Genomic DNA, 21,492 nt, shown 5'->3' with positions numbered 1-21,492 from the left:
ATGAGACATTTTTTTCTTATTTCTTTGTTAAGTACAATAGTTGCCTTTTCTCAAACAATAGGAAAAGAGGAATACAAAAAGAATCTAAAAGGACCTGTAAAGAGCATTCGTATTGTTACGTATAAAGCCTTAGATAAGGGTGGAGGACATTATGATAAGGGAGATGTGGAAAAAGGAATGGATAATTTCCTTGTCAATTATGATAGAAAAGGGAATATGATAAAGAAAACCGCTTACTATCCTAATGGAAGTATTTGGTGGACTGCTAATTATATATATGAGGGGAGCGATGTAAAGAAAAAGGAGCCCCCTCTACCGAAAATAACAATTCGTCCAGAGAAAGGAGAAGAGGGATTTAAGGGAAAAGTAACTTATCGTTATGATAAAAAAGGACAAAAAACAGAAGAAGCTTCTTATGACGCTAAAGGAGTCCTCTTATGGCGTTATGTATATCGTTATGATAATAAAGGAAATCAAATAGAACGGGATAGCTTTGATTCTCAGGGAAATCTTATAGGAAGGGAACAATCTCGTTATGATTTGCGTACTAATCTTATATTGGAAAAAACTATTAATACGAAGAGTCAGCTAGCTTATCAATGTAAATGGGAATATGATGATAAGGGAAAAGTAATTAAAAAAGAAGAATATTTCACTGATCATATTGCTCCTGAAAAAATTAATAGTCTTATCGAAGATGAGCTCCGTATAAAAGGAGTCCTTTGGAAAAAGTTTGTCTATTCTTATGATAGTAAAGGAAATCGTACAGAAGTGAATGTATATGATGCTAAGGAAAGTGAACGCTCTTTTAGTAGTGTTTCTTCTACACAAGAATCACCTAAAGAAGAAAAGCCTAAACAACCTTCCTATGATGAACTTCCAAACCCCAAACTCTTTTTCGTAGAAGAGTATAATAATGTAGGGGCTCTGTGGAAAAAGGATGCTTATACTTATGATCAAAATGGAAAAATAACTCAAGTGAAAACGATAGATAATAAGAGTAGGCCTCAATTCAATTATACATATATGTATGATGATAAAGGAAATGAAATAGAACGGGCAATTTATGACCATAATGATAAGTTAATGCAACGCACTATCTTTACTTATGATGATAAGGGAAATATTACTGAAATGATAGAGTATGACACACAAGGGGCTCTTTCTCAAAAAGAAACTTATAAATATGATGATAAAGGGAAAAAAGTAGAACAACAGGGATACAACCTTAATGGTAGTCTTGCCTATACTTTTAAGTATTTTTATAATCCAAAAGGAGAACTTATAGAAACACGAACTTTCAACCAGAGAGGAGATCTTACTTCTAAACTTACTCAACATTTTAAGGTAGATGCTTATAAGAATTGGATAGAACGCATTCAATATACAGATGGTAAAGGCTCTTATATTACTGAGCGTATAATAGAATATCATGAAAAAATCTAATAGCTAAAAATGTAATAAATGTAAGCAGACTTTGATGAAGATTAAGTTCTTTGTCAAAGTTTTTTATTTTATATTTGCATTTTGAATAGAAAGATTACCATATGCAATTAAAATATACTATAATCATTCCTGTATACAATCGCCCTGAAGAAATAAAAGAACTTTTAGAAACAATTGTACAGCAAACTTTTGAGGGTGATTTTGAAACACTTATTATAGAAGATGGATCTACTATTACTTCTCAATCAATAGTATCCTCCTTTACAGATAGAATAAATGTTCATTACTTGAGTAAGAAGAATTCAGGTCCTGGAGATTCAAGAAATTTTGGGATGCGGCATGCTCAGGGAAATTATTTTATCATTTTGGATTCCGATTCTCTATTGCCTCCTCATTATTTAGAATCTGTAGATGAGTATTTACAACAGCATTATGTAGATTGCTTTGGGGGTGCGGATGCTGCTACGGATAGTTTTACAGACATTCAGAAGGCTATCAACTATGCGATGACTTCTTTTCTTACCACAGGAGGAATACGAGGTAATAAGCATAGTGTAGGAAAGTTTGAACCTAGGAGTTTTAATATGGGAATTTCTCGCAAGGCATTTGAGGTTACAGGAGGATTCGGAAGAATACATCCTGGTGAAGATCCTGATCTTAGTATTCGTTTATGGAAAGCTGGCTTTCAAACGGCTTTTATAGAGGATGCCTTTGTATATCATAAAAGGCGAATATCTTGGGAAAAATACTATAAACAAGTAAAGAAGTTTGGACAAACGCGTGCTATTCTTAATCGTTGGCATAAGCAGTCGAGAAAGGTTGTACATTGGTTTCCTACCTTATTTGTATTGGGTTTTCTATTTTCATTGGTATTTCTCTATTTTGGAGAATGGGAATTTATTTTTTGTTATCTTACTTATTTTATACTTATTTTTGTTCATAGCAAGCATATTAATAAGAGTATCCATATTGGACTTTTATCTGTATGGGCGGTTTGTATTCAATTTTTTAGCTATGGGATAGGTTTTTTGGGAGCTACTCTACGGCTTTTTTTTAGTAAAAAAGCACCAGAATTACTTTTTCCACAGTTATTTTTTAATGATAATAATTGATATTCAGTAAGTTAATATTTTTTAGTTTATTAGGTAAAAAAATAGAAAAAAAGTTTGTCAGTATAAAAAAAAGTTGTACCTTTGCACTCGTAAAATTGAAAGGATAGAAATAATTATTATACATTCCTCCTTAGCTCAGTTGGTTAGAGCATCTGACTGTTAATCAGAGGGTCACTGGTTCAAGTCCAGTAGGGGGAGCAAGAACATCTACTAAATGTAGATGTTTTTTTTATTATAACTACTCTACTTCCTGTACATAAAAAAGCTACCCTAAAAGGATAGCTTTTGTGTAAATAGTATGACAACCCTATCTTAAAAAGAAGTTACTCATCTTTCTGCTCTGTTTGAATCTCATTCTCTTCTGTCTTTGTTTCACGTGCATGGAGTTCTTTTAGCTTATCCTCCCAAAGAATAAGAGCATTTTGTTGCTGCTGAATACTCTTCATAGCTTCTTTCATCAGAGGATGGCTTTTATCAACATTAGTGAAAAATTGTAAATTATTTTCAAGTTGAAGAATATCTCTTTTAATATCTTCAATTTTTTTACGAACAAATGCCTCTTCTTTGATAAGAGAATTTTCTCCATCGGGCAAGTGTTCTAACTTGTTGTTATATTTGATAAGTTCAATTTGCTTTTTATCAAAATCTAATTTCTTATAAAGAGTATTCATTATCTTATTGAAGCGAGTATCTATTACACGCAATTTCTCAGGAAGTTTACCTAAAGAATTCCATTTTTCTTGGAAATCTTCAAGTTTCTTAACATCATCTTCTTTATTTCCTGAAAGTTTGAATGCCTTCAATTTATCGAGAAGATTCTTTTTCTTTTCAATGTCAGCATTTTCTTGCTTATGTTGATTTTTCCTTTCTTGATGTAAGCGATCAAAATAATGATTACAAGCAGAGCGGAATTCTTCCCAGAGAGTATTTGAGAGCTTGCGAGGAATGGCTCCTATTTTTTTCCAATCTTCTTGTATTTTTTGAATGATAGGAGTTACTTCTTCCCAGTCAGAACTGTCTTTATAGGTATTAGCAATGTTGATAAGCTCTTGTCGTTTAGCAATATTCTCATTTTGGATTTTTTTATTTTCCTTATAGAAATGATTCTTTTGTTTGCTAAAAGCACGTATAGCTTCAATAAAACGCTGCCAAATATTTTCAGAATCTTCTTGAGGAACACGCCCTATTTTCTGAAATTCTTCACGTAATTCATTTACTTGAGCGATCGCTTTTTGATACTCATTATGTGAGGAGATATTCTCTTGTGTAATTCCTTCTATTTGGGAGATAATACCTAATTTTTTATGCTTGTTATCCACAAAAGATTCCTCCAAGCGCTTGAGAAAGTCTTGTCGTTTATCATGAATTTCTTTAGTAATAGCGCTGAATTGTTCCCAAAGTTTTTCACGATATTCTTTTTCCACAGGACCTGTTTCCTCTTTCCAAACTTTGTGTAGAAGTTGAAGCTCACGGAAAGCCTTCTGTACATCCGGTTCATCAAGGAGTGCTTTAGCTTTCTCAATAAGTTTATTTTTCTCGTCTAAATTGTGCTTGAAGTCAATTTCTTGAAAGTTACGAGTGAGACTTAAGTAATCAAAGAAATTCTCCGTATGATGATTAAAGTTATTCCATATATCATTATAGTATTCCCTTGGAACAGCTCCTATTTCATACCATCTCTTCTTTAAGTCATAGAACTTACGTAAGAGGGTCTGTATATCCCAAGCTACATCATCTTTCCCAATAGCAATAAGATTCTTTATTTCATTAATAATTTCTTGTTTGCGAACTAAATTATTTTGTAGTTCACTCTCTAATTGTTTTTGATATTGATTTCTAAGTTGTTTGTATTGCTGATAAGTCTTATAGAAAGTATCATGAATAGGTAAGGAGAACGAGAAATCCTTTTCTTCATTATTTTCTTCGCTCAAGAATTGTTCCTTTTTTTCTTCTAAAAGCTGATTATATTGGGAGTCAAATGCTTTCTTAATAGCCTCCACATGTGCTTTTATAGAGGAGATTTTCTCATTGCTAATGAGCCTCTTCAATTCATTTTCAAGGGATTCCAAATTCATTTTTTCATAATCCAGCATAGGAACTTCATGTAACTTCTTATTATCCAAATCTTCAGCATTAAGGGCATTCTCTTGCTGAATTTCATCTAAGAAGTTGGATGAGGGTTCTGGAGGAACTTTTTCTAAGCTCTTTTCAGTAGGAGTTTCTTGAGAAACTTCAAGGGTTGATTTTTTTTCGCTTTCTAACATAGAATGAAATACTATTGTGATTAATTTTCCTCAAAATTACAATTTTTTTATCAATTTGCCAAAAAAAATAGTAGAAAAATATAAAAAAAATAAAGTTTGTGGTGTAAAAATTTGAATATAAATAAAATACAATAGAAGTGAAAAATTATTTTTTTACACCAAAAGCATCGGCTGTACTGCTGCAAGCAACTATTGCAGCTGTTTCTGTACGTAGCCGATTGGATGATAATATCACTGGAGAGAAGTTCTTTTGTATTGCCTTCTGAATTTCTTTTTCAGAAAAATCTCCCTCAGGTCCTATTATAATAAGAATATCTCTTATATTATTATGGTATGATGTACTTAATTTGTCAAACAGTAGTTCTTTTTTCCCTTCTTGACAATGAGCAATAAATCTATTTTTTTCATGTATATTATTGTCTAACCAATTAAGCATGTTAATAGGTTTGTTCAGGATAGGTCTAAAGCATTGTAAAGATTGTTTCATAGCGGAGAGAATAATTTTCTCAAAACGTTCTATTTTTACTGTTTTTCGCTCAGAATGCTCACAGATAATAGGAGTAATTTCATGAACACCTATTTCTGTTGCTTTTTCTAAGAACCATTCATAACGCTCATTCATTTTAGTAGGTGCTACTGCCAAGTGTAATTGATAAGGAAGAGGGGGGGTAAGGGTACATGATTGGATGACAATACTACATTTTTTATCATTGATATCTTGGATTACTCCCTCGTATAGGTTTCCGCGTCCATCAGTAATATATAAAAGATCCCCTATTTTTCTCCGTAATACACGATGTATGTGGGTACTCTCCTCTTTGTCTAAGAGGATAAGATTACTCTCAGGAGAAAGATTCTCATGGTAAAATAGTTGCATTTCTTTTTTAGGCAAAAATACTATATTCTTTAGAAATAGACAAATATTTTGTTTTGAAATTGGTTGTGAAAACATTTTGATAATTGAAATACTTTTTATACATTTGCTCCGTAGTAAGAGTATCCTTAATAATTAGTAAGAGATATTAATGCTGATAAAGCTTGATATTGAATATGATATAGAATATTATGGTTAAATAATTGTTATTTCTTTAAAAAATATTATTTTTTTAAACGAAATTTACACCAAATTTCTGAAATGAATACAGATAAAACAATTGTACAATATAATGAAATAATAGCTCATTGTCAATCTATATTTATAGATAAAATGAAAGATTATGGAAGTGCTTGGCGCACTTTGCGCTTGCCTTCTCTTACGGATCAGATCTTTATTAAGGTACAGCGTATTCGAACACTTCAGGAGCATCAGGAAAGGAAGATAGAAGAAGATGAGACTACTGAATTTGTTGCAGTGATTAATTACTCATTAATGGCACTAATTCAAATAGAGAAATCTGTTGCTAATGAGCCTGATTTGGATTTGGAACATGCTATTGCCTTATATAATGAAAAAGTAGAAGAGACACGAGGGCTTATGTTACGAAAAAATCATGATTATGGAGAAGCATGGCGCAGTATGAGAATCAGTTCTCTAACAGATTTAATCTTTCAAAAGATACTTAGAATAAAACAAATAGAAGATAATCAAGGAAAAACACTTATTAGTGAAGGAGTGAAAGCTAATTATCAAGATATGATTAATTATGCAGTATTTGCTTTAATCCTATATAGTGAAAAAAATATGATAAATAATGAAAAAAGCTAGTGCATCCATTATACGTTTCTTAGTAGGAATTATTTTTATAATTAGTGGATTTGTTAAGTTAGTAGATCCTATGGGATTTTCTTTTAAATTAGAAGAATACTTCCATCCAACGGTTCTTAATATAGAGTTCTTCACTCCTTATGCATATCCCATAGCTGTATTCGTCGTGGCATTTGAACTTATTTTAGGAGTTCTATTACTGTTGGGAGCCTTTAAGCATTTCACTTTAATATCCCTATTGGGGCTTACTATCTTCTTCGGATTCCTTACTTTCTATACAGCATATTTTAATAAAGTTACTGATTGTGGTTGTTTTGGAGATGCTTTGAAATTCACTCCTTGGGGATCTTTTACTAAGGATATGATTCTTCTGGCTTTGATAATAATTTTATGGTTACTTAGAGAGTATATCACCCCTCTATATTCTCAAAGGACTTCTATAGTTCTTCTTTTGCTTACTATTATAGCTTGTGGATGGCTGGTATATTATACACATAAGCATTTACCTATTATTGATTTTCGCCCTTATAAAATAGGCGTAAATATAGAAAAGGGAATGGAAATTCCCTCTGATGCTCCAAAACCAATATATGACTATCATTGGAAATTTAAAGTAGGAGATAGGGAAGAGGTGATTACTACACAAGGGGCTTACCCAGAAGTAGAAGAAGGAACTTTCATTTCAGTAGAAACAGAACAGATATCCAAAGGATATCAGCCTCCTATTCATGATTTTGTAATAGAAAAAGATGGAGAGGACTATACTCAGAGTATGCTTGAAGAATCTAAATTATTAATGATTATTTCTTATGATCTTTCTAAGGCGGATGAAAAAGGCTTCTCCCCTATAAAGAAACTTACAGATAAAGCGTTAAAAAAAGGTTATAAGGTGATAGGACTTACTCCTTCTCCTGAACAAGCCAAAATATTAATAACTAAGTATGGATTGAATTTTGATTTCTATGCTACAGACCTTACTACGCTAAAGACAATGGTTCGTGCCAATCCTGCAATTATCCGTTTGGAACGAGGTACAATTAAGCAAAAAGTAAGCTATAATGATGTTCAAAAAATAGATTTGTAATGGAACAATCACAAGAGGAAATGTCTTTTCTCAGCCATCTGGAGATATTACGCTGGCATATTATAAGATCTATTGTTGTGGTTCTTAGTGTGGCACTTTTGGCATTTGTCTTTAAAAGCTATATCTTTAAGTATATTATTCTGCCTCATACACAAGGGGATTTTCCTACATATCAGTTCTTTTGCAGAATAGGACGTTTTTTTGGAACAGAGACTAATTTTTGCAGCGAACAGTTACCTTTAGTAATTCAGAATCGTACTATGACAGGTCAGTTTTCAGCAACCCTTTGGATATCTTTTTGGACAGGAATTGTGATTGGATTTCCCTATTTAATGTATGAGATGTGGAGATTTATCTCCCCTGGACTTTATGAAAAGGAAAGAAAGTTGGCTCGTGGTTTTATAGGAATTACTTCTATGTTATTCTTTATAGGAGTCCTTTTTGGTTATTATATCATAGCTCCATTATCTATTCATTTCTTTGCTAATTATTCTGTAGTTGGTGGAGAACAAATGGTTAAGAACGAAATTGATATAAGCTCATATATAGATATGCTACGTTCTTCTGTAATTTCATGTGGACTCATTTTTGAACTACCTGTAATTATTTATTTTTTAGCTAAGTTAGGACTGATAACTCCTGAATTTATGCGAAAATATCGTAAGCATGCTATCATTATTACTTTGATAGTAGCTGCTATTATTACTCCTCCCGATGTGGCAAGCCAAGTAATTGTATCTATACCTATATTGATATTATATGAGGCAAGTATTTTTGTAGCCAAATATGTACAGAAAAAGCAAGAAAAACTTAAATTAAATTGATATAACAAAAATGAATTTTACTCCTGATTGTAGCCAGATACCTCATTGGTTAACGCTTAAAAAAATTTGTAAAGCCCAAGCCGTATTGGATTTGATTATCTGTGGACAAGAATTTGAAACCTATCATAGGTATACATCCAGTGATCAAGAAGAATATGAAGGACAGGAAGCTCGTATAGGCTTTGATTTCGAGGAAGACGATGGTCCATCTCTTCACCTATACTTTATAGAAAAGGGATGCATGATTGTTCCAAGTGTTTGTGAGAATTTCCAGAGTATCACCGAAAATTTTGAAAAACAGATACCTAAGGAATTTCAAGCTTTTTATAAGAAAAATTACCATGAACAGGATATTCCTTTTGTTATATATGCTCAGGGAGATGCCCCTTGGCAACTTATTACACAATTTGAAATAGAAGAAGAAATTTTTACTCTAAAGCATCTGACTTCTGACCCAGAATTCTACAAAGACTGGGCAACTATTTTCTTTGGTGATGAGACAGAATACCTTAATGATAATGCCAGTACAGATACCATTGCACAGTTATATGAAGGAAAAGTACTTACTGAAAAAATGGTTTACTCCATAGTGAACAATATTCCAGATTGGCTTTTTTTAGAGAATGAATTGAATCATCTCCCTTATCGTTTTGATTTTTAGTTATTTATTATGATATAAGAATATTGAGAAAGATATTTTTATTAAAGGAATATTATTTTAGATAATATATGATATGCTTGTAAAGGAACTATTGAAGAATAATAAAATAAGTTTACGTACTTATAATATATGTAAGGAAAAACAGTGGAATTCCTTGAAGGATATTTGTAATTACTATAATGAATATCATACGTTTGAGGGAATAAAAAATTGTGGTAGACGTTCTATACAAGAACTTATGCAAGTATGTTCTCCAGGTTTTCTTGTTTCTTTACAGGAAGAAGATAGAATTAATTCCCAACTTTCTTCTATTTTGAAATCATTAACTCCTTTACAGAAAGAAGTAATTAGTGATTATATTCTAAGAACAGCAGAATATCTTTCTATAGGATTACAGGATTTTGTAAAAACTCACTTACAATCAGATATTTCATTGTTTTATGAATTTTGTATTGAAGTCTTACAGAAAAATACAAAAATAAAAGAAAACAGAAGTAAGAATGAACTGAACTTGAATATTTTTTTTGATAAGGTAAAGCATTTTATATATGAAGTTGCTAAAATAAAAACGCCCTCTCAATTAATGTCTCTTAAAAAAACTTATTTATTGAAAAATATTTATCCTATTGAAACAATTCCTACTTATATAAGTAAGCTTGGGCTTTTAAAAGTGGTAGATTACTTACTTACAACTCCTTTCTTGTTTGATGAGAATAAGATTAAATTATTTCCAAAAGCTTTTAGTTTTTATCAAGATTCAGAAAAATTAAAACTAAAGGAAGTAGGTAAGCAAATGCAAGTTACTCATGAGCGGGTACGACAAATTCGAAATCAAATTATTGATGAATTCTTTAAGAAATTTGTAGTAATCAGAGCCTTTGATAATACATTGCTCAAAGATTGTAAAATACAAATATCAGGAGACTTCTTATACCTTACTAAGGAGCAGATTACAACTCTTAATGAGAGAAGTCATACCAATTTTACAGAGAATTTTATCTATATTATTCTTTCTATCTATTTGGAGAATTTTACTATAATAGGTGATGTTTCTGATGTGATATATCCGCATTTTTCAAAGAAAAAAAGTAGACATAATTGGAGAAAAATTTATCTAATTTCAAAGGAATTAGCTCCATATTTTGATTCAAATAAGTTTATAGAGGATTTTTCTTTACGGAAAACAACTAAAAATAACAAACAATATGAACTTTGCCTAAAGGAATACCTCTTAAATTTTGTTTCCAAACCGGAGTTGGTAGATAGGGTAATTCCTTTAGTAATTTTTATAGTAAAAGACGAATTTGATTTAGAGATTCGTGGAACTAGAGTTGTCTTTCCTCGTAATACCTATAAGCAGATTTATGAGTATGCTTATGAGGCATTGGATATATTAGCAAAACCTTCTTTTGTAAAGCAGATTTCTCAAAAAGTAAGAGAATTATATCCTAAAACTAATTTTACGTATGAGGGAATACGTTCTTCTCTTAAGAGAGAATATGGATTTATTCCTATTGGTAGAAGTAGTTGCTTTGGACTAAAAAAATGGGAAACCATTATAGAAAATTTTAAAGGAGGTACTATTAGAGATATTGTTAAGGAATATCTGCAAGATCTAGATAATCCTCAATCGCTTACTGAAATTACTAAGTATGTGCTCCAATATCGCCCTAATACTAATTCCAAAAGTATACTAACAAATTTGAAATCGGAAGCATCGGATACTTTTGTTTTCTTTCAGAATTCATTTGTGGGGCTTAAAGGGAAAAAATATTCTTCAATATATATACTTCTTCCAGAAAAAGCTGTGAAGAAGCGTACTTGGCAAGAGAACTATGAAGCTTTGGTGAATTTCATTAAAGAAAATGGGCGTCGACCATTTTCTTCTGATAAGGATTCTCAGGCTATTATTCTCTATCGCTGGATAAGTGTACAAAAAAATTTGATAAAAAATGGAAGAGTTCCAATAGAAAGAAAGAAATTATTTCAAGAAATTATAAATATGAATTAATGAAAACATTACGTGCTGAAAATATAGTTAAAGAATACAAAGGACGTAGAGTAGTCAAAGGAATCTCTTTGGAGGTGAAGCAAGGAGAAATTATAGGATTATTGGGACCTAATGGGGCAGGAAAAACAACTTCGTTTTATATGATAGTAGGTTTTATAAAACCTAATGAGGGACATATTTACTTAAATAATACAGAAATTACTAAGTTTCCTATGTATAAAAGAGCACAATATGGAATAGGCTATCTGGCGCAAGAACCTAGTGTGTTTAGAAAATTGAGTATTGAAGATAATATTCTTTCGGTATTGCAACTTACAAAGTTAAGTAAGAAAGAACAACTTTATAAAATGGAATCGCTTATAGATGAATTCAATCTTGGGCATATTCGCAAGAACAGAGGGGATCTCCTCTCAGGGGGAGAGCGCAGGCGTACTGAAATAGCAAGAGCCTTGGCAACTAGTCCTGATTTTATTCTATTAGATGAACCCTTTGCAGGGGTTGACCCTATTGCAGTGGAGGATATTCAGAATATCGTTTTTCAATTGAAAGATAAAAATATAGGTATTCTCATTACTGACCACCGAGTAGAGGTAACTCTTCCTGCTACTGACCGTACTTATCTGATGTATGAAGGAGGGATACTTAAGGCAGGACTTCCTGAAGAATTAGCTTATGACCCTATGGTACGAGAAGTATATTTAGGAAATAATTTTGAACTTAAGAAAAGGAACTAAAAATGAATTAGATAACTTAATTTTATATATGATGTCAGATATTCAACAACTTACTGACCTTACTACACAAGTACGTAGGGATATTTTACGAATGGTACATAAAGTGAGTTCAGGACATCCAGGAGGATCCTTAGGATGTGCAGAATTCCTTGTATGTCTTTATAATGAGGTAATGGATATTAAATTACCTTTTACAATGGATGGAAAGGATGAAGATTTATTTTTCTTGTCTAATGGACATATTTCTCCTGTATTTTACAGTGTGTTGGCACGACGAGGATTTTTCCCTATAAGTGAACTTAATACTTTTCGTTTGATTGGTTCTCGATTACAAGGGCATCCTACCCCACAAGAAGGATTAGAGGGAGTACGTATTGCCTCTGGTTCTCTAGGACAAGGACTTTCTGTAGCAATAGGTGCTACTTTGGCTAAAAAACTTAATGGAGATAAGCACCTTGTTTATACTCTTCATGGAGATGGAGAATTGCAAGAAGGACAAATATGGGAAGCTGTTATGTATGCTGGAGGAAAAGGAGTGGATAATCTTATTGCTACGATAGATTATAATCATAAGCAGATAGATGGCCCTACGGATAAGGTACTCCCTTTAGGAGATCTTAAGGCAAAATTTGAAGCTTTTGGATGGCAAGTAGTAGATATTGAGAAAGGAAATGATATTCCTTCTATTTTGGAAGGATTGAGTAGAGCAAAAGCGCTCACAGGAAAAGGAAAACCTGTATGTATTCTCCTTCATACGGAAATGGGGAATGGGGTAGATTTCATGATGGGGACTCATACTTGGCATGGTAAAGCTCCTAATGATGAACAACTGGCTAAAGCTTTAGCTCAAAATCCTGAAACTTTGGGAGATTATTAAAAATAAAAGAGGCTGTTTGAAAAAATTTTTTCAAACAGCCTCTTAATAAATTAGATCTTTACACGCCATCCAAATGGGTCTTCTGACTTATTATACTGAATATTAAGTAAGAATTCCTTGATACGAGGAGCATAACCATCCTGAATGTTAGGTAATTGGTATTCTTTGTCTTTGTAGCTAAAAGCAGTTACTGGACTTATGACTGCTGCTGTTCCACAACCAAAAATCTCTTTCAATGTACCTTTATTAGCCGCTTCTGTAAGTTCTGTTACAGTGATAGTGCGAGATTCAAACGGAATGCCTAATCTTTCTGCTACAGCAATTACGCTCTTACGGGTAACACCATCCAAAATACGTTCGGTAGGAGGGGGAGAGATAAGGGTATCTCCGATACGAAATACTACATTCATAGTGCCACACTCTTCTAGTTTTTCGTGAGTGGCATCATCTGTCCAAATTACTTGTTGGAAGCCTTCTTCTTTTATCAAAGCTGTAGGGTAAAACTGGCCCGCATAGTTTCCTGCAGTTTTTGCAAATCCAGTACCTCCATTGGCTGCACGGCTATAATGATCCGCTATCTTCACTTTCACTTCTTTGGTGGTATAGTAGCTTTGTACAGGTGAGGTAATAATCATGAAACGATATTCAGTGGCTGGATTGGCTTGCACTCCAGTGGAGGTAGCAATTACAAATGGGCGAAGATAGAGAGAGTTCCCTAATCCTGGTTGTACCCAATTGCGATCTATATCTACCAAAGTTTTAAGAGCCTGATCAAATAATGCTTCAGGGAACTCAGGAATTGCCATACGTTTGCAAGATTTATTCATACGAGCGTAGTTCTCTGTGGGACGAAATAAGAAAACATCTCCCTTATCATCTTTGTAGGCTTTCATTCCCTCAAATACAGCTTGCCCATAATGGAAAACACTCAAAGAAGGTTCTACAGAGAAAGGTCCATAGGGAACAATACGTGCATCTTGCCATTTGCCTTCCTTATAATCACAGATGAACATGTGATCAGAAAAGATATGTCCAAAAGCTAATTTTGAGAAATCTATATTTTGTAGCTTGCTTTTAGCTACTTTCTCAATAGAAATGGGAAATTTTGTAGTACTCATTATTTTCTTTTTTTGGCAAAGGTACTACTTTTTTTTTAGGGATACTACTTTTTTTTAATCTTTATTTTTAGATTGAAAGATTAGAGATAGTAAAAAGACTCTTATTAGATAAATTTTTTATTGATACTATACAAATTAGTAATTCCTTTATATAATTAAGGTGTATAGAATTAGATACAAAATGTTAGTTTTGTAATATGTAACTTTCTGATTATTATTTATTTGTTATAAATAGGTGTGTTGCTTCTCCTATGTTATAGATAATTATATGGATAGAAAATATTACTATGTTAGATTTTAGATTTTAAATGGATGAAGTTTTTAGAAATTAATTCTATTTTTTTATTATATTTGCACCTATCTTATGTGAGTTATAATGAAAAATTTACGTATAGTTTTTATGGGAACCCCTGATTTTGCCACAGGGATACTAAAAAAAATAGTAGAAGTAGGCCTTCAAGTAGTTGCAGTAGTAACTGTAGCTGATAAACCTTCGGGAAGAGGACAGAAATTACAGGAATCATCTGTAAAGAAATATGCACTCTCTCAGGGAATCCCGGTGCTTCAACCTGTTTCCTTGAGAGAAGAAAAGTTTCTGGAACAACTAAGGACTTTCAAAGCAGATATACAAGTGGTGGTAGCCTTTAGGATGCTTCCTAAGGTAGTATGGCAAATACCTAAAAAAGGAACTTTTAATCTACATGCCTCTTTGTTGCCAGATTATAGAGGGGCTGCTCCGATTAATTGGGTAATTATTAATGGAGAAACCAAAACAGGAGTTACTACTTTTCTAATAGATGAAAAGATAGATACAGGTGCAATACTTCTGCAAAAAGAAATTCCTATTTCAGAGAGAGAGACTGCGGGCTCCTTACATGACAAATTAATGTCTGTAGGTGCAGATTTGGTGTTAGATACCCTTGATTTAATTGCTTCAGGGAAAAGTAATCCTATCACACAACCTAATGAAAATATTAAGGAAGCCTCTAAAATACATAAGGATACAGCTCGTATTCGTTGGAATATATCTTTAGAAGCTATAGATAGATTCATACGAGGAATGTCTCCTTATCCCACTGCTTGGACTGTGTTGCATCATAAAGGGAAAGAATATGCTATAAAAATATATACAGCAACTCCTATAATAGCAACACATACTTTTACGATAGGAAGTATTCATTTAAGTAATAGACAAATTAGAGTAGCTGTATTAGGAGGTTTTTTACAGATAGAAGAACTTCAATTCCCCTCTAAGAAAAGGATGAATAGTAAAGAATTCCTTAATGGATTCTATTTTGAAGAGAGTGATTTTTTCTCTTAGAAGTTAAGAATTATTCTCAAAAATAATTAAAATAAATACTAACAAAATAATAAAGTTTCTCATTTTCAAGTATTTTTTATGTAAGGGTGTTTTTTTTCTCAATAAAAAGACTACTTTTGTACTGTATTTAACAATTTAAGTATTTAATTTTATTTTTATGAACAAAACAGAACTTATCGACGCTATTGCAGAAGAGGCTGGATTAACCAAAGCCGATGCAAAAAAAGCTTTAGAAGCTTTCTTGGCATGTGTGGAAAAAACATTGAAGAAAGGAGACAAAATCTCCTTAGTGGGATTTGGTTCTTGGTCAGTAGCTGAAAAGGCTGCTCGTGAAGGAAGAAATCCTCAAACAGGAAAAACTATCAAAATTCCTGCTAAGAAAGTAGTGAAGTTTAAAGCAGGAACTGAACTATCTAATGCTGTAAATTAAGATTTTAGTAGTTTCAAAATCTAAAGAGGCTATCCCTACAAAGGTAGCCTCTTTTTGTTTTTTATATCTTTTTGAAAGAATGGCAAGAGAAGCCTTTATAAATTTGAAGAATAATCATGAAAAAAATAACTTTTTTGTTGATAACTTCCAAAATAATTAGTAACTTTGAGCCCTTGAAAGAAAGTATATTTTTGAAAGATAAATGAGAGATATTACCTTTATTAATCCACAATTCTTTTGGCTTTTTTTATTTTTCCCATTACTGATAATCTGGCAATGGTTCCGTAGAAAGAAAGAAATTCCACCGGTGCTTCTATCTTCTTCACAAGCACTTACATCAATTCATACTTGGAAAATACGATTAAGACCTATATTATTTATACTTAGATTATTAGCTTTATCTTGTTTAATTATTGCATTAGCACGTCCTCAATCTTCTTCAGAGATAACTAAAACAAAGACTACAGAGGGAATTGATATCATTTTGGCTATTGATATGTCCTCTAGTATGCTTGCAAAGGATTTAAAACCCAATAGAATAGAAGCTCTTAAGAGGGTGGCTTCTCAATTTATAGAGGAGCGAAAGTCAGACCGTATAGGAATTGTTGTTTATTCAGGGGAAAGCTATACTAAAGTTCCTGCAACTACAGATAAAAGTATTGTTCTTCAGTCTCTCAAAGATATAAAACAAGGAGAAATAGAAGATGGAACAGCCATAGGGATGGGATTGGGAACAGCTATTAATAGGCTAAAGGATAGTAAAACAAAAAGTAAAGTTATTATTCTTATGACAGATGGAGTCAATAACACGGGAGTTATTGATCCTCTTAGTGCAGCTGAATTAGCAAAAGAATATGGTATCCGAGTATATACTATTGGCATAGGAACCAATGGGAAAGCTCTTTCTCCGGTGGCTTATAATCCAGATGGTTCTCTTCAATATGACATGGTACCTGTGGAAATTGATGAAAAATTATTAGGAGAGATAGCTCAGAGCACAGGAGGAAAATATTTCAGGGCTACTGATAATAAAAAATTGGCTCAGATTTATACAGAAATTGATAAATTAGAAAAATCAAAGATAGAAGAACTAAAATATTACCAGCATCAAGAAAAGTTTCGTTTATGGGCTATTTTAGCTATGTTTTTTTTGATGACTGAATTTGGATTGAGGCATACAGTTTTTAGAAGTTTTATATGATACATTTAGAAGAAAAAATATATTTTTATTTACTTTTACTTATTCCTGTCTTTTGGATTGGATATCTTGGAGTTCAGTTTTGGAAAGCAAAAGCAGTAAGGCATTTTGCTGATAAAATAACCTTTTCTAGGCTTGCTACAGAACGTTCGTTATTTAAACCATGGGTGAAGTTTGCTTTCTTTGCCCTCGTATTTATTTTTATAGTAATAGGTCTTGTTAATCCTAAGATAGGAACTAAGTTAGAGACTGTCAAAAGGGAAGGAGTGGATATTGTTTTTGCTATAGATGTCTCCAAGAGTATGCTCGCTGAAGATGTAAAACCTAGTAGGATAGAAAAAGCAAAGCGTATTATTTCTGAACTTATAGAACTTCTACATGGAGATAGGATAGCTTTCATTCCGTATGCTGCTCAGGCTTATCCCCAACTTCCATTAACCTCGGATTATTCAGCTGCAAAGATATTCTTAGAAGCTATTAATACTGATATGCTCTCTTCACAAGGTACAGCTATAGGGGAAGCCATACAGACAGCTATTAATTATTTTGAGGATAGTAATCAATCCTCTAAAATACTTATTATTCTTTCTGATGGAGAGGATCACCAGCAAGGAGCTACAGAAATGATACAGGAAGTGAAGGAAAAAGGAATTCGAATCTTTACTATAGGATTAGGTACAACACAAGGAACAACAATCCCTATTAAAGAGAATGGACAAACTTTCCCGAAAAGAGATAAAGATGGAGAAGTAGTAATTACAAAACTTAATCAAGCCCTTCTGGAAGAAATAGCTCAAGAAGGAGATGGAAAATACTTTGATGGAAGTAATACTCAACAAGTTATAGATAATTTGCAAAAAGTATTGAATAATATAGAAAAGAATGAATACGAGTCTCAGGTATTTTCAGATTATAAGGATCAGTTCCAGTGGTTATTAGCAGGAGCTTTCTTACTTTTGGTTATAGATGTCTTTATTTCTTATAAGAAAACAACTTGGGTTCGCACTTTGAATTTATTCAATGAGAAAAATAAGATTAATAAATAGTAAAACTTAAAATAAATCTTCTTATGAAAAAGAGAAAAGTACTTATTATCTTTGCAATAGTATTAATATTGGGGGGCTTAGCTTTCTTCTGGTTTAAAAAATCTAGTGTACTTCCTCCTCAAACTACTGTAAATATAGAAAATAGGGATATAAAGGAGGAAATTTATATACCTGGAAATGTGTATCCTGTTAAGGAAATAGAATTAAAATCTCAGCTTTCAGGCGTATTAGATAAGATTTTTGTAAAAATAGGCGATGTGGTGCAAGAGGGTTCTCCTGTGGCTTCTATCAGTCTTGTACCTAGCACCTTAGAACTTGAAAGATTAGAGAATAATGTAAAGATGGCGAAAATTAACTTTGATGCCACAAAGCTATCTTATGAGCGTTCTGAAAAGCTTTTCCAAGCACAAACTATTTCAGAAGTGGCTATGGAAAATGCTCGAAAGGAATATAACTCAGCTCGTGAACAATTGACTTCAGCTCAGAATCAATTATCTATTCAAAAGACAGGAAAAGTATTGGGAAGCAAAAATACCTCTAATATTGTTAAATCTAGTATTTCAGGTTCTGTGATTGATCTTCCCTTGGAAGAAGGAGCCTCTGTTATAGAAAGAAATACACTTAATTCAGGAATAACAGTGGCTATTTTAGCTAAAATGGGACAATTTGTATTTCGTACACAGTTAGCAGAACAATACTTAGAGAACATTCACTTGGGTGATAGTATTTCTTTAGTCTTCAATGCCTATAAAGATCTTAAAACTCAAGCTAAAATTACCAAAATTTCTTCAAAAGGGACTTTAGAGAATGGAATAATGAAATATACTCTTGAAGCTGAATTTCCCGTAACAGCTCAGATGCCTGTGATTCGTTCAGGGTATTCTGCAACGGCAGAAATAATTCTCAATAGGAAAAATAATGTACCTGCAATTGAAGAAAAATATATTATATACAAAAATGATTCTTCTTATGTATGGGTGAGAAATGGAGAAAAATTAGAGAAGAAGTATATTGAATTAGGAATTTCTGATGGGAAATATACAGAGATAACTAAGGGGCTTTCTGTTAATGATAAAATTATACAAAATGATTCAGCTCAATGATATTAAAAAGGCCTATCATACTGAGTTTGATACTCTTCAAGTGCTGAGGGGGATTAATTTGGAGGTAGAGAAAGGAGAAATGGTCTCTATCATGGGAGCATCAGGTTCTGGAAAATCTACTTTGATGAATATCATTGGGTTACTGGATACTTATGATAGTGGTACTTATCTCTTTGATTCTAAAGATATGAAAAATCTTAATAGTATAGAGCGATCTGCCTATCGTAGTCGAAATATTGGTTTTGTGTTCCAAGCGGCTAACCTTATTTCTTACAAGAATGTAGTGGAGAATGTAGCGCTCCCATTATTTTATCAAAATGTCTCTAAGAAAGAACGTGAGAAGAAAGCTATGGAGAAGTTGGAACCTCTGGGCATTACTAATTGGGCAAAACATTTTCCAAATGAACTCTCAGGAGGGCAAAGACAAAGAGTGGCTATTGCTCGTGCTCTTATTGCTGATGCTCCTTTGCTCCTTGCTGATGAACCTACAGGACAGTTGGACTCTAAAACTACCAATGAAGTCATGCAAATATTTAAAGAAATTAACCAAAAGGGAACAACAATTGTTATTGTAACTCATGAGGAAGATATAGCGGCACAAACACAGAGAATTATTCGTATTGTGGATGGAATTATTCAATAAAAAATAAGTGTACATTTGCTATGATTATACAAAAAATATCGTATCTTTGCACGAAGTTTTTTGATGTTTCTTACTTTGGGAAACTATAAATTTTAGAAAAATAAATGGATAAAACATATATAGAAAATTTTGTAAGAGATATTCCTGATTTTCCAAAAAAAGGAGTGCTCTTTAAGGATATAACTCCTATATTAGATAATGCAAAGGCAACTCAGGAGGCATTACGACAACTTTTAGCACCTATAAAAGATGAAAAAATAGATAAAGTAGCGGGTATAGAGAGTAGGGGTTTTTTATTTGGAATTCTATTAGCTCAAGCATTAGGAGTGGGGTTTATTCCTATTAGGAAACCAGGCAAATTACCCGCACAAACAATAAGTGAAAGTTATGATCTTGAGTATGGAAATAGTCGTTTAGAAGTTCATACAGATGCCCTTGTGAAAGGGGAAAAAGTGCTTATTCATGATGATATATTAGCTACAGGAGGAACTGCTTTAGCAGCTACAAGACTTATAGAAAGATTAGGAGGGGAGGTTGTACAATGTTCATTTTTGATGGAACTCTCTTTTCTGAACGGACGGGAAAAATTACATAAATATCAAATAAATAGTATTCTAAATTATTAATTATGAGAAAGAAAATACTTTCAGTGCTCATTCTAATGAGCGTAGGACAAGCCTTTGCACAGGATAATCTTATTAATGCATTGGCAAACAATCAAGGGAAAAATGTACAAAAGTACTACCAAATTAAACCTGTTTTTGCGATAGGGGTTACTGATGTAAAAGACCAAGGTCATAGTGGTACATGTTGGAGCTATGCTGGCTCTTCTTTCTTAGAATCTGAAATGATGAAAAAGAAAAAACAACCAGTGGATTTAGCTGAAATTTATACTGCTAGAAAAACCTATTTAGAAAAAGCAATTAATTATTTGCGTATGCATGGAGCTCTTACATGGGGTGATGGAGGAGAATTACATGACGTAATCAATATCTATCGAAAATATGGAGCTGTACCACAATCTGCTTATTCTGGACTCATTAATGGAGCTACTAAAAATGATTTCAAAGAAATGCAAAAGGATTTGGAATCATATCTAAAAGAAATAGTAACAAGTGAAAAAGTTCCAGCAAATTGGAAGGAAGTTTTTGAACAAAAAATGGATTCCTATATAGGAGCTGTTCCTAAGACATTTATGTATAATGGAAAAATGTATACTCCAGAAACATTCGCTAAGGAAGTTGTTGGATTGGAGGATGAAAAATATATAGAAATGCTCTCAGTAGAAAATAAACCTAAATACCAAAATGTATTTATGGCAGTACCTGATAACTGGAGTTTTGATTATGCATTCAATGTTAATATGGAGGACTTTATTACTACTATTGATTATGCTTTAAGCAAAGGATACACAGTAGGGTGGGCAGCAGATGTTTCTGAAAAATCTTTTAGTTGGCGTAATGGGCTTGCACTTGTTCCTGAAAAAGATTACAAAGACCTAAGTGAAGCAGAGCAAAAAGAATATTTCCATACTTATTGGAATGAAAAGGAAATCACTCCTGCAATGAGACAAAAAGCCTTTGACAATTATGAAAATACTGATGACCACGCTATGCAAATTGTAGGGCTCGCTAAAGATCAAAAAGGTAGAGAGTATTATATTGTAAAAAATTCTTGGGGAACAAGTAATGATAATAAGGGATATCTTTATGTATCTAAAAATTATGTTCGTTATAAAACAATGGCAATCTTAGTGAATCAGAAAGGAACTCCTAAGTCCTTGCTTAAAAAGTTTAAAAAAGCATCTTTTGTAAGCTAGAAGTTCAGTTTTGCATTATATGAATTATTTTAGATAATTTATTCCCCTTAATAGAATTTTTATTACGAGAATTATAATATAAAAAACGGATAAATA

At 32.6% G+C, this 21,492-nt stretch carries 20 protein-coding genes and 1 tRNA gene; 18 read left to right on the top strand and 3 right to left on the bottom strand.

The features are described 5' to 3' along the window. From HMPREF9071_RS07605 to HMPREF9071_RS07595, 3 genes are all read left to right on the top strand, one after another. Positions 1 to 1,446, top strand: a complete 1,446-nt coding sequence (locus HMPREF9071_RS07605) for a sugar-binding protein (protein WP_009746031.1) — start codon at positions 1 to 3, stop codon at positions 1,444 to 1,446. Positions 1,447 to 1,547: 101 nt separating this feature from the next. Beyond that, positions 1,548 to 2,558 carry a glycosyltransferase family 2 protein gene (locus HMPREF9071_RS07600; protein ID WP_009746030.1) on the top strand — a complete coding sequence of 337 codons (1,011 nt, stop codon included), beginning with the start codon at positions 1,548 to 1,550 and terminating at the stop codon, positions 2,556 to 2,558. Between the two features lie 124 nt (positions 2,559 to 2,682). Beyond that, positions 2,683 to 2,756, top strand: a tRNA-Asn gene (locus tag HMPREF9071_RS07595). Between the two features lie 125 nt (positions 2,757 to 2,881). Here HMPREF9071_RS07595 and HMPREF9071_RS07590 read toward each other — a convergent pair. Then, positions 2,882 to 4,822, bottom strand: coding sequence for a DUF349 domain-containing protein (locus HMPREF9071_RS07590; protein WP_009746028.1), 1,941 nt, complete (start codon positions 4,820 to 4,822; stop codon positions 2,882 to 2,884). 145 nt (positions 4,823 to 4,967) lie between these two features. After that, the gene (locus HMPREF9071_RS07585; RefSeq protein WP_040358427.1) at positions 4,968 to 5,699 is read right to left on the bottom strand and encodes a 16S rRNA (uracil(1498)-N(3))-methyltransferase; all 732 of its coding nucleotides are present in this window, start codon (positions 5,697 to 5,699) and stop codon (positions 4,968 to 4,970) included. 258 nt (positions 5,700 to 5,957) lie between these two features. Between HMPREF9071_RS07585 and HMPREF9071_RS07580 the strand changes: the two genes are divergently transcribed. The 7 genes from HMPREF9071_RS07580 to HMPREF9071_RS07550 all read left to right on the top strand — a co-directional run bounded on the left by HMPREF9071_RS07580 (position 5,958) and on the right by HMPREF9071_RS07550 (position 12,718). Then, positions 5,958 to 6,527, top strand: a complete 570-nt coding sequence (locus HMPREF9071_RS07580) for a DUF1599 domain-containing protein (protein WP_009746026.1) — start codon at positions 5,958 to 5,960, stop codon at positions 6,525 to 6,527. After that, positions 6,514 to 7,611: a BT_3928 family protein gene (locus HMPREF9071_RS07575; RefSeq protein WP_009746025.1), complete on the top strand. Its 1,098-nt coding sequence runs from the start codon at positions 6,514 to 6,516 to the stop codon at positions 7,609 to 7,611. Before HMPREF9071_RS07580 ends, HMPREF9071_RS07575 begins: the two co-directional genes overlap by 14 nt. Next, positions 7,611 to 8,435, top strand: a complete 825-nt coding sequence (gene tatC, locus HMPREF9071_RS07570) for a twin-arginine translocase subunit TatC (RefSeq protein ID WP_009746024.1) — start codon at positions 7,611 to 7,613, stop codon at positions 8,433 to 8,435. The genes HMPREF9071_RS07575 and tatC overlap by 1 nt, the downstream gene beginning before the upstream one ends. Positions 8,436 to 8,445: 10 nt before the next feature. Further along, positions 8,446 to 9,096: a hypothetical protein gene (locus HMPREF9071_RS07565; RefSeq protein WP_009746023.1), complete on the top strand. Its 651-nt coding sequence runs from the start codon at positions 8,446 to 8,448 to the stop codon at positions 9,094 to 9,096. Positions 9,097 to 9,169: 73 nt separating this feature from the next. Continuing rightward, positions 9,170 to 11,107, top strand: coding sequence for a helicase associated domain-containing protein (locus HMPREF9071_RS07560; protein ID WP_009746022.1), 1,938 nt, complete (start codon positions 9,170 to 9,172; stop codon positions 11,105 to 11,107). Beyond that, positions 11,107 to 11,841, top strand: coding sequence for an LPS export ABC transporter ATP-binding protein (gene lptB / locus HMPREF9071_RS07555; protein WP_009746021.1), 735 nt, complete (start codon positions 11,107 to 11,109; stop codon positions 11,839 to 11,841). Before HMPREF9071_RS07560 ends, lptB begins: the two co-directional genes overlap by 1 nt. 31 nt (positions 11,842 to 11,872) lie before the next feature. Next, positions 11,873 to 12,718, top strand: a complete 846-nt coding sequence (locus HMPREF9071_RS07550) for a transketolase (protein ID WP_040358076.1) — start codon at positions 11,873 to 11,875, stop codon at positions 12,716 to 12,718. Between the two features lie 50 nt (positions 12,719 to 12,768). On the opposite strand, the gene HMPREF9071_RS07545 is transcribed toward HMPREF9071_RS07550, so the two are convergent. Beyond that, positions 12,769 to 13,836: a branched-chain amino acid aminotransferase gene (locus HMPREF9071_RS07545; protein WP_009746019.1), complete on the bottom strand. Its 1,068-nt coding sequence runs from the start codon at positions 13,834 to 13,836 to the stop codon at positions 12,769 to 12,771. A 376-nt stretch (positions 13,837 to 14,212) separates the two neighbouring features. Here HMPREF9071_RS07545 and fmt point away from each other — a divergent pair, with 376 nt between their 5' ends. The 8 genes from fmt (at position 14,213) to HMPREF9071_RS07505 (ending at position 21,396) form a co-directional block, all read left to right on the top strand. Further along, positions 14,213 to 15,157: a methionyl-tRNA formyltransferase gene (gene fmt, locus HMPREF9071_RS07540; RefSeq protein WP_009746018.1), complete on the top strand. Its 945-nt coding sequence runs from the start codon at positions 14,213 to 14,215 to the stop codon at positions 15,155 to 15,157. A 157-nt stretch (positions 15,158 to 15,314) separates the two neighbouring features. Then, complete coding sequence (locus HMPREF9071_RS07535) at positions 15,315 to 15,587, top strand: HU family DNA-binding protein (protein WP_009746017.1); 273 nt, start codon at positions 15,315 to 15,317, stop codon at positions 15,585 to 15,587. Positions 15,588 to 15,789: 202 nt separating this feature from the next. Continuing rightward, on the top strand, positions 15,790 to 16,788 hold the full coding sequence (locus HMPREF9071_RS07530; protein WP_009746015.1) for a VWA domain-containing protein: 999 nt from the start codon (positions 15,790 to 15,792) through the stop codon (positions 16,786 to 16,788). Continuing rightward, entirely contained in the window at positions 16,785 to 17,831 is a 1,047-nt protein-coding gene (locus tag HMPREF9071_RS07525) for a VWA domain-containing protein (protein WP_009746014.1), read from the top strand. The genes HMPREF9071_RS07530 and HMPREF9071_RS07525 overlap by 4 nt, the downstream gene beginning before the upstream one ends. Before the next feature lie 23 nt (positions 17,832 to 17,854). Then, the gene (locus HMPREF9071_RS07520; RefSeq protein WP_009746013.1) at positions 17,855 to 18,934 is read left to right on the top strand and encodes an efflux RND transporter periplasmic adaptor subunit; all 1,080 of its coding nucleotides are present in this window, start codon (positions 17,855 to 17,857) and stop codon (positions 18,932 to 18,934) included. After that, the gene (locus HMPREF9071_RS07515; RefSeq protein WP_040358075.1) at positions 18,918 to 19,577 is read left to right on the top strand and encodes an ABC transporter ATP-binding protein; all 660 of its coding nucleotides are present in this window, start codon (positions 18,918 to 18,920) and stop codon (positions 19,575 to 19,577) included. Before HMPREF9071_RS07520 ends, HMPREF9071_RS07515 begins: the two co-directional genes overlap by 17 nt. Positions 19,578 to 19,681: 104 nt before the next feature. Then, positions 19,682 to 20,203: an adenine phosphoribosyltransferase gene (locus HMPREF9071_RS07510; RefSeq protein ID WP_009746011.1), complete on the top strand. Its 522-nt coding sequence runs from the start codon at positions 19,682 to 19,684 to the stop codon at positions 20,201 to 20,203. Between the two features lie 2 nt (positions 20,204 to 20,205). Next, positions 20,206 to 21,396, top strand: a complete 1,191-nt coding sequence (locus tag HMPREF9071_RS07505) for an aminopeptidase C (RefSeq protein WP_009746010.1) — start codon at positions 20,206 to 20,208, stop codon at positions 21,394 to 21,396. The last annotated feature ends 96 nt before the right edge of the window (positions 21,397 to 21,492 follow it).

The organism is Capnocytophaga sp. oral taxon 338 str. F0234, assembly GCF_000192225.1.
In the GTDB taxonomy this organism is placed as follows: Bacteria; Bacteroidota; Bacteroidia; order Flavobacteriales; family Flavobacteriaceae; genus Capnocytophaga.
The sequence above is the reverse complement of the archived record's forward strand: the minus strand, read 5'-3'. Positions and strand labels throughout refer to the sequence as shown.